Origin of the sequence: Massilia phyllostachyos, from assembly GCF_021044825.1 — a bacterium.
GTDB classification, from domain to species: domain Bacteria; phylum Pseudomonadota; class Gammaproteobacteria; order Burkholderiales; family Burkholderiaceae_D; genus Telluria; species Telluria phyllostachyos.
The window spans coordinates 696,128-709,502 of sequence record NZ_JAJNOC010000001.1 but is presented as its reverse complement, the minus strand read 5'-3'; the positions used below and the strand labels follow the sequence as shown (position 1 = coordinate 709,502).

The window sequence follows — 13,375 nt, the reverse complement described above, 5'->3', positions numbered from 1 at the left end:
CCGTTCGTAGGGTGGACCGGGCCACGAAAGGCGGCTCCGCCGTCCGCGCGTTCAAATCACGGTGCTGCAGCCTGCGCGGCTCTTCACATTCCAACTATCACCGCGTGGGCGGAGGACCGCCCACCCTACCGTTTACCACTGCTCGGCACATGATGTCCGTTTCGCTGCGCGCCGCGTGCGCGCTTACTCTCCTGCTGCTGGGCGGCGCGGTGCGCGCTCAGGATGTGGCCGCCCCGCCCGACCAGGACCTTTACCTGCAGGCGCTGCAGTCGATCGCCGAGGGCCGGCGCGCCGATGCGGCGGCCGAGCTGCGGCGCCTGATCGAGCAGGCGCCCGAGCACGCCGGCGCCTGGCTCGAGCTGGCGCTGACCCAGTGCTCGCTCGGCAATTCGGACGAGGCCGAGCGCCTGTTCGCCACCATCGAGACCCGCTTCAAGCCCTCGCAGGCCATCCTGCAGCTGATCGCCGAAACCCGCGAGGAAGGCTGCTCGCGCTGGGATGCGTTTTCGAGCGCGGTGGTGACGGCGGGACGCGGCATCGACCAGAACGTGAACCAGGGCGCGCGCACCAACCGCTACGTGGTCGACGCGCCCGACGGCCAGGTCGAATACGAGCTGTCGGGCGACTTCACACCGCGCCACGACCAGTACACGCAGGTCTCGGGCGAGTACATGCGCGAGGTGACACCGAACGGCATGCTCGGCTTCGCCCAGTACCAGATCCGCCACAACGACCGCCTGCACCAGTACGACACCAGTTCCCTGTTCGCGGGGCTGGAAGCGCCCTACCGCTTTGGCGGCTGGCGTCTGCGCGCCACGGCAACCGTCGGCCTGGTGACCCTCGGCGGCGACCTTTATCAACGCCAGGCCCAGCTGCAGGCGCGCGTGGTGCCGCCGCTGCGCCTGCCGCAGACGATGCAGTTCAACGTGGTGGCGGGCGTCACCTACAACACCTTCCCCTCGCTGACGAATTTCGATTCGAGCACCCAGGAGCTGCGCGGCCACCTGTCCTGGCGCAAGGGCCCGAACTATGCCGGCGCCACGCTCGGCTGGCAGAACGACCATGCGCTCGCGCACCGCCCCGGCGGTAACCGCAACGGCAGCTTCGCCAACCTGCTGCTGCGCCGCAGCCTCGGGCGCGGCGTCAACACCGAACTCGGCTACTCGCGCCAGACCTGGCACGGCAGCCGCGCCTATTCGCCCGGCCTGATCGAGCAGGTGCGCGACCAGGCGACCCAGGTGCTGCGCGGCAGCGTCAGCTACGCGATCGACAAGCAGCAATCGCTGGTGCTCGAGGGGCGCCTGGTGCGCAACCAGGAAAACATCTCGATCTTCCAGTACAACAACCGCCAACTCCAGCTCAGCTGGCAATGGCAGCTTCCCTGATCCTCCATGGCACAGCATTCCCAAGGCCGCACGCTGGAAGCGGCGATCGGCACCCACGACAACGGCTTCAACCTGGTGCGCCTGGTGTGCGCGCTGGCGGTGGTCGTGTACCACACCTGGATGATGAACGTGGCCGAGCCGATGCGCGACCCGGTCACCCGCTTCCTCACCCCGAACACCGACCTGGGCGCGGTGGCCGTCGGCGTGTTCTTCGTCATCAGCGGCATGTTCATTGCGCGCAGCTGGATGGGCGACCCGCACCTGGGCCGCTTCGCCGCGCGCCGCGTGGCGCGCATCGTGCCGGGGCTGTTCGCCTGCCTCTTGGCGACGACGGTGGTGGCGGTGGCCTTCTTTTCGACCTTCGGCGCGCGCGGTTTATTCGACAGCGCGCCGTGGCGCTACATCTTCGGCAACACGGTGCTGCACGGCCTGGTCTACCACATCCCGCCCGAGCACCTGCGCATCGAGGGCGTGCTCGGCGGCCAGCCGCTGAACGGGCCGCTGTGGACGCTGTACTGGGAAGGCCGGATGTACGTGATGGTAGCGCTGATCGGCCTGGCCGCCGCGCTGCCGCTGCGCAGCTGGATGCGCGGCGTCGCCCTGTTCCTGCTGCTGGCCGCGAACGTGTATCCGGAAGTGGTAAGCGGCTACGTCTGGGAGACCCGCATGTGGTCGCTGTTCCTGACCGGGATCGTGCTGCAGACGCTGGCGCCGGAAGTGCGGATCGGCTGGCGCCACGTGGCCTGCGCGCTGGCGCTGGCCCTGCTCAACTGGACCCGCTCGGCCGACCAGACCCCGAGCCCGCTGACCTGGTTCGGCATCGCCCTGGTGGCGGTGACGCTGGCGCTGTGCGTCGGCAGCCGGCAGCTGCCGGCCTGGGCCGCGCACATCCAGCGCCACGACTACTCCTACGGCATCTATATCTGGCACTGGCCGGTGATCGTCATGCTGCGCGAGGCGCTGCCGCCGATGGGGCCGAAGCGCCTGACCGTGGTGGCGCTGGCGCTGGTGATTCCGCTGGCCATGCTGAGCTGGCACCTGGTGGAACGGCCGGCGCTGCGCGCCGTGCGCCGCTGGCTGGGGCGCGACAGCGCGAGGGCCGCCACGGTCTCCTAGCGCACCCCGGTCAGCGGACGGGCCGCACGCCGGCGGCCGCGCCGGCCGGCGTGATCTCGGTGCTCTGATGAACGGTGTTGACCCAGGACGCCCCCTGCCTGACCCAGACCCGGACGTAGTGGGCACGGATCCGTCGCGCGTCCGCGGCTTTCGATACAGCGTTGAATGTGCCGACCACGACTGCGGACCCGCCGTCGGGCGCAACCTGCACCTCGCTGTCATCGATCTGGTAGTTGCCCGTCGAAAAAGTGTGCTCCGCCACCGCTTGCAGGAAGGCGGTGCGGGTACGCAGCCGGCCATTGCTCTCGACGTGGTAGTACTGGCGGCTGATGAGACGCTTGAGCGTTTCCACATCGCCGCCGGTCACCGCTTCCATGCGTTTCCTTTCGACGTCGAGGATGTCCTGTACCAGTGTGTCGGCTTTCATTGCTTGCGGCGGCATGCTGGCGGCGACGCCATGGTGCGTACCAAGCATGACAGCGACAACCACCAGACGCTTCCAGCCTTTCAACCCGTTCATCATCTCGCTCCGTTCTGATTCCCTTCAAATAACCTTTGTGCAAAACTTGTTTATGTAAGTCAATTATAGCCAGCAAAATGACGCGATCAGCTGACTATGTAAAATCGCCAAGGCTTTCGCGCAACATCGCCTCCAGGTGCTAGCTCAGGCAGCGCAAAGGAGCTTTTCCCGGCTTTTAACCGCCGCGTTGTGGCCGGAATGCTGCGTTCCTGCAACGCCGACGTGAAAATTCACACACCGGATGGTTTTTGGTTTCCATCCGGAATTACACTAAAAATCACCGTAGCCGCCCCGCCGGGGCGACCGTCCGCCGGAATGCCCATGATCAGCCTCGCCAGTTTTTTCGAAAACGTCCGCCTGCCGACCATCTCGGAAGTCGCACACGCCCTCATCGCCACCCTCGACAACGAGGATGCCTCGGCTAAAAGCATCGCCGCCATCATCGCGCGCGATCCGGCGTTGACCGCCAAGCTGATGCGCCTGGCCAACAGCGCCCGCTTCGGCTCCAGCCGCAATGTCAGCTCGCTCGACGATGCGATTGCGCTGGCCGGCATGGCGCACATCCGTACCCTGGCGCTGGCGGCCTGCTTCGCCGATTCCTTCCCGCAGCTGCCGGGCCTGGACAGCGATGAATTCTGGAAGAGCAGCATGGCCTGCGCCGGTTACGCCAAGTGGCTGGCCAATGGCGCGGGCGCCGATGCCAGCGATGCCTGGCTGGCCGGCATGGTCATGCGCCTGGGCGAACTGCTGATCTACCAGGTCGCGCCCGCCGCCTTTGCCGAAATCGAAGAGATGCCGCACCTGCCGGGCGCCCGCTGGGAACGCGAACAGCGTTTGCTGGGACTGGCCGAGGGCGAGATCACGGCCGAGCTGTGCCGCCGCTGGAATTTCCCGCTCCGTATCGTCAGCGCCGTGGAACGCTCCTCCGATCCGATGGCCGCCCTGCCCTTCTGCAAGCTGGCCGGCGTGGTCCACCTCGCCAGCCTGCTGGCCGATACGCCGAGCGACGATCCCGCCATTCTCGACACCCTGCCCGGCGAGGTCGTCGACGCGCTGGGCCTGGGCCGCGACTGGATGCGCGCCCGATTCCCCTCCCACGATTCCTTCGCCGCCGCGGCTTAGTTCAGACGAACAGGCTGCGCAGGTCGGCCCTTGGCGCCGTCTCGCACAGCCTGCCCTGCCAGCCGCGCAGCATGTGCTCGGCCCGCTCGGCCGGTTCGGCCTTGCAGAAGTACCAGCCCTGCACGCAGTAGGCATGGTGTTGCCTTAGCCAGTCGAGATCTTTCTCGCGCTCCAGTCCTTCGCACAGCAGCTCGGCGCCCGATACCCGGGCCACGCCCTGGATCAGCTGGAACAGGCTGGCGGTGGTGTCGCTGTCGGCCACCCCGTGGACGAAACGGCGGTCCACCTTCAGGCGGTCGAAGCGCAGGGTGGCGATCGCATCCAGGTTCGAGTAACCGATGCCGAAATCGTCGATGGCGATGCGCAGGCCGAGCGCACGCAGCGCCTCGACGCAGGCGTGCAGGGCCTGCGGCGCATCCAGCAACTGTCCTTCCGTGACCTCGACCTCGAGCGACGCGCCCGGCAGGCCGTGCTCGGCCAACAGCGCCGCGACCGCATCCGGCAAGCGCGGATTGACCAGCGAAGCGCGCGACAGGTTCAGCGACACCGGCACCGCGGGCAGGCCCGCGTCGCGCCAGCGCCGCACCATCCGGCAGACCATGCGCGCGATGCGCATGTCCAGCTCGAAGCAGTGGCCGCTGCTTTCGGCCAGCGCGACGAAGGTCTGGGCCGGCACCATGCCGAGTTGCGGATGGCGCCAGCGCGCCAGCGCCTCGAAGCCGATCAGGCTGCCGTCGCCGAAATTCACCTGCGGCTGGTAGAACACGGTCAGCTCGCCCGCGCCGGGAGCATCTTCCAGCACTTCGACTAGGGCCTGGAGCATGCGCGAACGGTCGCGCAGGACGCCGCCGTATTCGCGCACGACCGAGAATCCATGCATGGCGCCGATCATGGCGGCCGCCGTCTCGGCCATGTCGAACAGCGCGCCGGCGCTCAGCCGGGTCGGCAGGGCCTCGCGCACGATGCCGATACGGGCGCTGAGCGCATGCAGGCGGCTGTCGGGCAAGGAACAGGGCGCGTCGATCGCCAGCCGCAGGGCGTCCAGCCGCTCGCTGCTAACGGGTCCCTCCAGGGCGAAACCGAAGCGGTCGCCGCCGAAGTGGCCCGCCATCCCGTCCGCGCCGATCCAGCGCTGCAGCCGGTGGGCGAACTCGGCCAGCAGGTAGTCGCCGGTATCGCGGCCGTGGATCTCATTAATCTGGTGAAAGCCCGTCAGGTCGATGTAGCCGACCAGCACGTCGGAGGCATCGGCCAGCGCCACCTTGTCCTGCACCTGCTGGACCAGCGCGGTGCGGTTGTGCATGCCGGTCGTCCCGTCGTAGTAGTACATCTCCAGGGCATCGACCGCCAGCCGGCCAAGACCCTGCAGCAGCAGGCGCTGCGATTCGTCCAGCCTTCCTGGCGCGCAGGACATGACCCACAGCGTGCCGAGCACATAGCCGCGCCGGCCGAACAGGGTGGCGGCCGCGTAGTGCCGCATCTCGGGAAACTGCCTGGTGACGAAGCGCGGCGCGGCATGCAGGTCGGGCACCTCGAAGAAGGCGGACTGGGCATCGACCGCATGCGAGCAGATCGCATCGGATCGGTCCAGCCGTTGCGGGGCGATGCCGGCGCCGGTGACGACGGCTGCATACGCATGGTGGATCAGGGTGATGCCGCCGATGTCCATCCCGGTCGCCTTGACCGCCAGCTGGGCCAGCAGGCGCAGTTTCGGATCCGGGTCGTCCTGCGCGATATGGTAGCGCGACATTTCCTGTGCGCGCAGCAGTTCCGCCGCTGCGCTGCCATCGGTTCCGATGCCTGTCTCCATGCCCCACCTCTATAGTTGTATTTACAGGCTACGATGGATTGCCTGGAGATGCAACATGCATAACTCGGGATGCGGGGCAAAAGCGCGACAGGATGGGGATGGGGATGGGGATGGAGAATGGGGCGTACTGGCGCCCCCCCCTGCAGGCCGGCCCTGCGTGGCGCCGGCTTTCTGCATCAACGCCTGGTCAGGCGCGCTTGCGGCGGCTGACCGCCAGGCCGGCCAGCGCCAGGCCGAGCAGAGACATGGTGGCCGGTTCCGGTACTTCGCTCACTTGCAGGTTATCGATCTGCAGCGCCGATTTGCTGTCGATGTTGGCAGTACGGATGCCCAGCTTGTCGACCGAAGTGATGCTGGTCGTGCCTGTGGCGCTCGCGTTCCAGCCGGTCAGCGATTGCATTTCGGCGGCGGTCGGGTTCAGCCAGGCGTCGAAGCGGTTGTAGGTCGCGCTGCCGTTGTCCTTGTAGAGGCGGCCGAAGATCGTGTAGGTGGTGTTTGCAGCCAGGTCGCTGTCGAGCATCATGACCGTGTTCGAATCGCTCATGCGCACGAACACATCGTTCTTGCAGGCGCCGGTCTTGTCGTCGCAGTTGGACTTGATGCCGATGCTCGGCGAGCTGAGCAGGCCACCGAAGGACACGCCCACGAAGCTGTTCACGGACATGACACCGCTGTAGGAAAAGTCGAAAGACACCATCAGGTCGTCGTCATGGCTCTTGAAGCTGGTCGTAACGGCACTGTTCGAGTTGCCGGTGAACTGGAGCACCTTGTTGCTCGGGTCGTCGGTTGCGGACACGAACTTGCTGGTGTTCGCCGCATAGTTCCAGCCTGCGGTTTTTCCGTTCTGGAAGTCGTTCGACGTGATCAGGATCGATGCTTGCGCCTGGGCGGTGACGGCGGACAGGGCGAGGACGATGGCGGATGCGTAAATGGATTTCATGAAGGTACCGGTAAATGAACGATACCTTCACATAAGCAACTTTGATGCCAGATTGCAAAAATTTATAGAAATCAAGAACTTGTAGTTGGCAATGAATATATATTCATTCTTACTGTAAAGAAAACCGACAATGCAGCATGCATAGCCTCCTGTTCGTTACAGTGAATAGCGTCAAACACGTGCCCGACCGGCCACAGCCACTTCTTCGGCCTGGATTGCTTCAGGCAAGGCGGCGCCACCGAAACCGGCGGCCACCGCAATGCACAACGAAGCCAGCATCGAATGGCGGCGCCGCGCTTCCGAGCGCTTCTTCGACGGCACACCCTCGAGATCCGGTTCCGCCAAGGGCGCACAGGGCAGGCTGAAGTCGCCGTCGGCGCGTTTGGAGGCGCCCATCTCGTCCCACAGCTGGTCGTAGTCGGCGTGCACGGTGCCGTTGCGGATGGCGCTGCGCACCACGCGGTTGGCGTTGGCCACCAGGCGCAGCTCGCCGCAGCCGAATTCGTGGCCCAGGTGGCGAATCACAGTTACCAATAATTGCTTGGGACGCAGGCCATGCAGCTGGCGCGTGGCGCGCCGGATCGCCTCGCGCGTGCCCTCGTCCTTCGCGCCCTGGATGCAGCCGATGTTCACCGCCAGTTTGCCGTCGCGCTCGGCGAAGGTGAAGGCCACCGCGTACAGCGGCATGCCGGCCTCGCGCAGTTGCAGCACCAGCTCGCCCTCGCGTTCCAGCGGGGTGATGGCGCGCAGGGCAATGTCGTACTCGCCGCCGTCGCGCCCTTCGAAACGCACCAGCGGCAGCGGCGCCGCGGCCGCCAGCGCCACCATCCCGTCCAGGCCGCGCTCGAACACGGTGGTGTAGTGCACGGCCAGGGCCGCCAGCCGCGCTTCCATCGGCAGCTGCAGGGTCATGTAGGGGCGGTAGATCTTGTACATCAGGCGCGGACTGTGGCGCACGTACTCGGCGAAGGCCGGGTGCGAGTTCAGCAGGCGCAGCCAGCGCCGCGTCGCGCGCGGATGGGCCAGGGAACGGAGCTTGAGTTTGATGAGTTCGCGGACATAGGGCACACGTCCCTGCCTGCGTGAAATGCCCATGCCGATGGTGACTTGGGGTACTGCGCCCGGGCGCCGGAATGGCTGGGCGAATGCGCTGAACACGGCGATGTCTCCTGAAATTTGCCTGGAAGCCGGCATACGTACGCCGCGCTCTTGGCAAATATTTACTTATGTAACCTAATGTATCCTATTGTATCAATAGCCAATAGGCAACGTAAGTACGCCAAGAGAAATCTCACGAATTGTTGCAGTTCCTACACAGGGGGCTGTCCGTCAGGCGCTTCGATAACAAGCTGTCCACGCTTCGTTGCGGGCACGCGCCACCTTGGCGCTTGCGCGGCCTGGGAGCGGCCGCCGGACCACCTTAAGCAGGCTCGACCGTATACAATCACGGCTGTTGGACATTCTCGAAGGGAATGCCTTCGTCGCCTCCGCAACGGATCCGTATGTAATTTTTCTGAAGTTCTCGTTCAGAGAGTCAATGACCGCAACCGCCAAATCCTCCGCCCGCAAGACCACCGCCGACAGCGACGCCGCCGCACCGGAAGAACGCCACGTTCAGATCCACCTGCGCAAGATCCCGCTGCTGGCCGAGCTGTCGGACGAGGAAATCATCCGCGTCAAGCAGGACTTGCGCATCCGCCAGTACAGCAAGCGCGACATCGTGCTGCAGAAGGGCGGCCATGGCGACGGGCTGATGTTCCTGCTGTCGGGCCAGCTGCAGGTGATCGACGTGACCGAGGACGGCCGCGCCATCGGCCTGCGCATGCTGGCGCCGGGCGACTTCTTCGGCGAGATCGCCTTGATCAACAACTCGACCCGCTCGGCCTCGGTGGTGGCGATGTCGGACGCGCTGGTCGCCTTCCTGCCGGCCGCGACCGCCATGCACCTGTTCGCGCACGCGCCCTCGGTGGCGACCCACATGCTCAAGCACCTGGCGCAGAAGATCCAGCGCGATTCCGAATTCCGCTCGCTGCTCAGCATCAACAACACGGCCAAGCGCATCTACACCTACCTGGTGCTGATGCAGAAGAACAAGCAGGACGAGCCGGGCGCCCCGGCCGTGGTGGAGAACCTGCCGACCCACCAAGACATCGCCAACATGATCAACACCAGCCGCGAGACCGTGACGCGTGCGCTGACGGCGCTGACCCAGCAGGGGATCGTGCAGAAGGATGCGCATCGGCTCATTATCGTGAAGCCGGATGCGTTGCAGAAGCTGGTGCAGGGATCCTGAACAGCTATTAACAGCACCCACCTGCATCCGGCGGCATGCTAGAGTATTGTCATACTGATTCCATCATCCCGGAGACATCCATGAGCACGCTGACCGGCAACGCCCTCGTCAAACCCCACCTGGGCAAGTCCCTGCTGGCCGTCGCCGTGGTGACGGCCGCCATCCTGATGATCCCGCTGGTGGCGATGCAATTTACGCGCGAAGTCGTATGGACCGGTTCCGATTTCGTCGCCGCCGGCGTGCTGCTGGCCTTTGCCGGCCTGGTGCTGGTGGCTGCCCTGCGCAGGTTGCGCACGGCCAAGTCGCGCGTCATTGCCGCCGGCGTCGTTGGTCTCGCTTTCCTCTACTGCTGGGCCGAGCTGGCCGTCGGCATCTTCACCCATCTCGGCAGCTGATTTGTCGCGGTGGGCCAGTCCAGTAGGCTGGAGCACGCTTTGCCGACCGCGCGTTCAAACTTCGGTACTGCGGCCTGCGCGTTTGTTCGTCCACTGCTTGAACGCGCGGACGGCGCGATGGCAGCGTAGTCATTGAATTGTCGTGTGGAGCCGTCCACCCGACCGACCCTACGCCGCTTGAACGCCTGACGTCCCCACCCCGCAAACCGAAGGTTCAAATTCTCTTGCTTTGCGCAAGCTCATGCGCATTACATTTCTCGATTGACTTAGGACAAGTAGTTACATCTGTAACAAGGAACGGCGTATTGGATGAAGTATAATTTTGGGCTCATCCGGCTCAGCCTTTCCAAATGCACATTACCTTGACGCACCCGAACGGGGCGCTGCCAGAGCGGGCCGCCCCATGATTTCCCCAATGATGCTGCGCGGCCTGTGGGCCTACCGCGGTTTCGTGCTGGGCAGCGTCAAACGCGAATTCCAGTCGAAATACGTGAATGCGATGCTGGGCGCCGTCTGGTCGGTTCTCAGCCCACTCGCGATGATCCTCGTGTACACCGTGATCTTTTCCGAGGTCATGCGTTCCAAGCTCCCCGGTCATTCCTCGAGCGCCGCGTATTCCATCTACCTGTGTGCCGGCATCCTGACCTGGGGCCTGTTCGCCGAGATCGTCGCGCGCGGGCAGAACATGTTTCTCGAGCAGGCGAACCTGATCAAGAAGATCAGCTTCCCGCGCATCTGCCTGCCGATCATCGTCGTCATGAATGCGCTGGTGAACTTCGGCATCATCTTCGGCCTGTTCCTGGTCTTCCTCCTCGTCTCGGGCAATTTCCCGGGGCTGGTGTTCTTTGCCATTTTCCCGGTGCTGGCGCTGCAGATCCTGCTGGCCATTGGCCTGGGCATGGTGACCGGCATCCTGAACGTGTTCTTCCGCGACGTCGGCCAGTTCGTGACGATCGCCATGCAGTTCTGGTTCTGGCTGACCCCGATCGTCTACCCGGCCACCATCCTGCCGGAGTCGGTGCGCCCGCTGCTGGCCTACAACCCGATGGCGGCCGTGATCCAGGCCTACCAGGCGATCCTGGTCGAGGGCCGGATGCCGGACTGGAACGCGATGATCCCGGCGTTTTTATTGGCGCTGCTGCTGTGCATTCTCGGCCTGCGCCTGTTCCGCAAGCGCTCCGGCGAAATGGTGGATGAACTCTGATGGGCGCGATCGTCGTACAACAGCTGGGCAAGGCCTATAAACAGTACCCGACGCGCTGGTCGCGCCTGGGCGAATGGCTGCTGCCCCTGCGCGGGCCGCGCCACAAGCTCAAGTGGGTGCTCACTGACATCAACTTCCGGATCTCGCCCGGCGAAGCCGTCGGCCTGATCGGCATCAACGGCGCGGGCAAGAGCACGCTGCTGAAACTCATCACCGGCACCACCATGCCGACCACCGGCTCGGTCTGGATGGAAGGGCGCGTGGCCGCCCTGCTAGAACTGGGCATGGGCTTCCATCCCGATTTCACCGGCCGCCAGAACGTCTACATGGCCGGCCAGCTGCTCGGCATGTCGGCCGACGAGATCACGGCGCTGATGCCGCAGATCGAATCCTTCGCCGAGATCGGCGAGTACATGGACCAGCCGGTGCGGGTCTACTCGAGCGGCATGCAGATGCGCGTGGCCTTCTCGGTGGCCACCGCGCGCCGTCCGGACATCCTGATCGTCGACGAGGCGCTGTCGGTGGGCGACGCCTACTTCCAGCACAAGTCCTTCGACCGCATCCGCCAGTTCCGCAAGGAGGGCACTACCCTGCTGCTGGTCTCGCACGACAAGCAGGCGATCCAGTCGGTGTGCGACCGCGCCATCCTGCTCGATGGCGGGCGCCTGGCGAAGGAAGGCAAGCCGGAAGAGATCATGGACTACTACAACGCCATGATCGCCGAGCGCGAAAACGAAACCGTGCGCCTGAACGAGACCGCCGACGGCAAGGTCCAGACCATCTCCGGCACCGGCGAAGCGACGGTGGCCGACATCGCCCTGCTGGACGACGCCGGCCAGCGCGTTGAAGTGGTCGACGTCGGCGCGGCCGTGACCCTGGAGGTGAAGGTGCAGGTCAAGGCGCCGATCCCGCGCATGGTGCTCGGCTACATGATCAAGGACCGCCTCGGCCAGCCGATGTACGGCACCAATACCCACCTCAAGGGGCTGCCGCTGGACGACGTCGCGGCCGGCGAAGAGGTCGTGTACCGCTTCGCCTTCCCGATGAACCTGGGGCCCGGCACCTATTCGGTCGCGACCGCGATCGTCAGCACCGAGACCCACCTGGTCAACAACTACGAGTGGCGCGACCTGGCGCTGGTGTTCACCGTGATGAACATGCGCCGCCCGCACTTCGAAGGCTCGGCCTGGCTCGATCCGGCCGTCGACATCCAACGCCCATGAAACTCATCTCCTACGCCCAGAACCTGGAAGACGTGCTGCTGTGGCGCGCGCTCGGCCACGTCACGAACGGCTTCTACATCGACGTCGGCGCCAACGACCCGGTCGAGCACTCAGTCACCAAGGCCTTCTACGACGCCGGCTGGCGCGGCATCAGCATCGAGCCGCTGCCCTCCTTCCACGCTGCCTTCCTGGAGCAGCGCCCGCGCGACGTCAACCTGGCGATCGCCGCCGGCGCCGAGAACGGCGAGCTGACCTTGTACGACGTGCCGGCCGTGCGCGGCTGGGCCTCGCCCGAGCAGTCGGTGGCCGAGCTGCACCGCCTTGACGGCCACGAGGTGGCCGAGATCACGGTGCCGGTGCGTACCCTGGCCTCGGTCTGCGAGGAATACGTCGACAGCGAAATCCACTTTTTGAAAATCGACGTCGAGGGCTTCGAGGGCGAAGTGCTGCGCGGGATGGATTTCCGGCGCTGGCGCCCGTGGGTGCTGGTGATCGAGGCGACGTTGCCGAACAGCCGTGCCCTTAATCATGGCGCGTGGGAGCACCTGGTGACGAGCCAGGGCTACCGCTACGCCTGGTTCGACGGCTTGAACCGCTACTACGTGGCGGAAGAACACGCCGAGCTGCTGGCCCACCTGGACATCCAGCCGAACGTCTTCGACGACTACATCCCGTCCCACCTCGACCACGCGTGGCGCCAGCTCGACGAGCTGCGCGAGCAGGCCGGCAAGGGCTGGGAGCAGGCCGCCGCCATGGAACGCCAGGCGATCGAACTGGATGCGCTGCACCAGGGAGCCGCGCGCCGCGCGCAGGAACTGGAACAGGAGAGCGCCGCCGCCCATGCGCGCCACGAGCAGGCGGTGCAGCACCTGGAAGCGCTGGGCGCCCAGCTGCGCCAGCAGCTGCGCGAGAGCGAACTGCACGCCCAGCAGCTCGACCTGCAGGCCCAGAGCCTCACCGCCCAGCTGCACGAATCCGCGGCCTGGGGCAAGGACCTGGAGACGCGCCTGGTCGCGACCCTGAACAGCACCTCGTGGCGCATCACCGCGCCGCTGCGCTTCATCGCGCGCCGCGGCGAACACAGCCCGGCCGCGATCGCCCGCCGCAAGGCCAAGGGCGCCGCGCGCCGCGCGCTGAAATGGCTGACCACGCGCGAAGCCCTGCGCCGCGCCCTGCTGCCGCTGATCATGCGCTCGCCCAGGCTGCAAGCCCTGGTCGCCCAGACGCTCGCCGCCGCCAAGCAGGCCACCGCGCCCGAAGGCGCAGCCGCCGGCCCGGCCGTCCCGGCCGCCCTGCGCGAACTGCCGCAATCGGCGCGCGACGCCCTCGAGCAGCTGCGCCGCGCCTACGAACCGACTAGTGAATGA

12 protein-coding genes are annotated in these 13,375 nt (G+C 65.7%); 8 read left to right on the top strand and 4 right to left on the bottom strand.

The window, feature by feature from the left end:
* The first annotated feature begins 149 nt into the window (after positions 1-149).
* Both LQ564_RS03105 and LQ564_RS03100 read left to right on the top strand, forming a co-directional pair.
* The gene (locus LQ564_RS03105) at positions 150-1,385 is read left to right on the top strand and encodes a tetratricopeptide repeat protein (protein WP_231056608.1); all 1,236 of its coding nucleotides are present in this window, start codon (positions 150-152) and stop codon (positions 1,383-1,385) included.
* A 6-nt stretch (positions 1,386-1,391) separates the two neighbouring features.
* Positions 1,392-2,501, top strand: coding sequence for an acyltransferase family protein (locus tag LQ564_RS03100; protein ID WP_231056607.1), 1,110 nt, complete (start codon positions 1,392-1,394; stop codon positions 2,499-2,501).
* A 10-nt stretch (positions 2,502-2,511) separates the two neighbouring features.
* Here LQ564_RS03100 and LQ564_RS03095 read toward each other — a convergent pair whose 3' ends face one another.
* The gene (locus tag LQ564_RS03095) at positions 2,512-3,024 is read right to left on the bottom strand and encodes a nuclear transport factor 2 family protein (RefSeq protein ID WP_231056606.1); all 513 of its coding nucleotides are present in this window, start codon (positions 3,022-3,024) and stop codon (positions 2,512-2,514) included.
* 318 nt (positions 3,025-3,342) lie between these two features.
* On the opposite strand from LQ564_RS03095, the gene LQ564_RS03090 reads away from it, so the two are divergent.
* The gene (locus LQ564_RS03090; RefSeq protein WP_231056605.1) at positions 3,343-4,143 is read left to right on the top strand and encodes an HDOD domain-containing protein; all 801 of its coding nucleotides are present in this window, start codon (positions 3,343-3,345) and stop codon (positions 4,141-4,143) included.
* A gap of 1 nt (position 4,144) precedes the next feature.
* Here the strand turns inward: LQ564_RS03090 and LQ564_RS03085 are convergent, their stop codons facing one another.
* The 3 genes from LQ564_RS03085 to LQ564_RS03075 all read right to left on the bottom strand — a co-directional run bounded on the left by LQ564_RS03085 (position 4,145) and on the right by LQ564_RS03075 (position 8,051).
* Complete coding sequence (locus LQ564_RS03085; protein WP_231056604.1) at positions 4,145-5,953, bottom strand: putative bifunctional diguanylate cyclase/phosphodiesterase; 1,809 nt, start codon at positions 5,951-5,953, stop codon at positions 4,145-4,147.
* Positions 5,954-6,140: 187 nt separating this feature from the next.
* The gene (locus LQ564_RS03080; RefSeq protein ID WP_231056603.1) at positions 6,141-6,893 is read right to left on the bottom strand and encodes a PEP-CTERM sorting domain-containing protein; all 753 of its coding nucleotides are present in this window, start codon (positions 6,891-6,893) and stop codon (positions 6,141-6,143) included.
* A gap of 171 nt (positions 6,894-7,064) precedes the next feature.
* Entirely contained in the window at positions 7,065-8,051 is a 987-nt protein-coding gene (locus tag LQ564_RS03075; protein WP_231056602.1) for a DUF535 family protein, read from the bottom strand.
* A 379-nt stretch (positions 8,052-8,430) separates the two neighbouring features.
* Between LQ564_RS03075 and LQ564_RS03070 the strand changes: the two genes are divergently transcribed.
* The 5 genes from LQ564_RS03070 (at position 8,431) to LQ564_RS03050 (ending at position 13,375) form a co-directional block, all read left to right on the top strand.
* Complete coding sequence (locus tag LQ564_RS03070; RefSeq protein ID WP_231056601.1) at positions 8,431-9,186, top strand: Crp/Fnr family transcriptional regulator; 756 nt, start codon at positions 8,431-8,433, stop codon at positions 9,184-9,186.
* A gap of 80 nt (positions 9,187-9,266) precedes the next feature.
* Entirely contained in the window at positions 9,267-9,581 is a 315-nt protein-coding gene (locus tag LQ564_RS03065; protein ID WP_231056600.1) for a hypothetical protein, read from the top strand.
* A gap of 403 nt (positions 9,582-9,984) precedes the next feature.
* Complete coding sequence (locus LQ564_RS03060) at positions 9,985-10,785, top strand: ABC transporter permease (RefSeq protein WP_272492076.1); 801 nt, start codon at positions 9,985-9,987, stop codon at positions 10,783-10,785.
* Positions 10,785-12,008 carry an ABC transporter ATP-binding protein gene (locus tag LQ564_RS03055; RefSeq protein ID WP_231056599.1) on the top strand — a complete coding sequence of 408 codons (1,224 nt, stop codon included), beginning with the start codon at positions 10,785-10,787 and terminating at the stop codon, positions 12,006-12,008. Before LQ564_RS03060 ends, LQ564_RS03055 begins: the two co-directional genes overlap by 1 nt.
* Positions 12,005-13,375: an FkbM family methyltransferase gene (locus tag LQ564_RS03050; RefSeq protein ID WP_231056598.1), complete on the top strand. Its 1,371-nt coding sequence runs from the start codon at positions 12,005-12,007 to the stop codon at positions 13,373-13,375. The genes LQ564_RS03055 and LQ564_RS03050 overlap by 4 nt, the downstream gene beginning before the upstream one ends.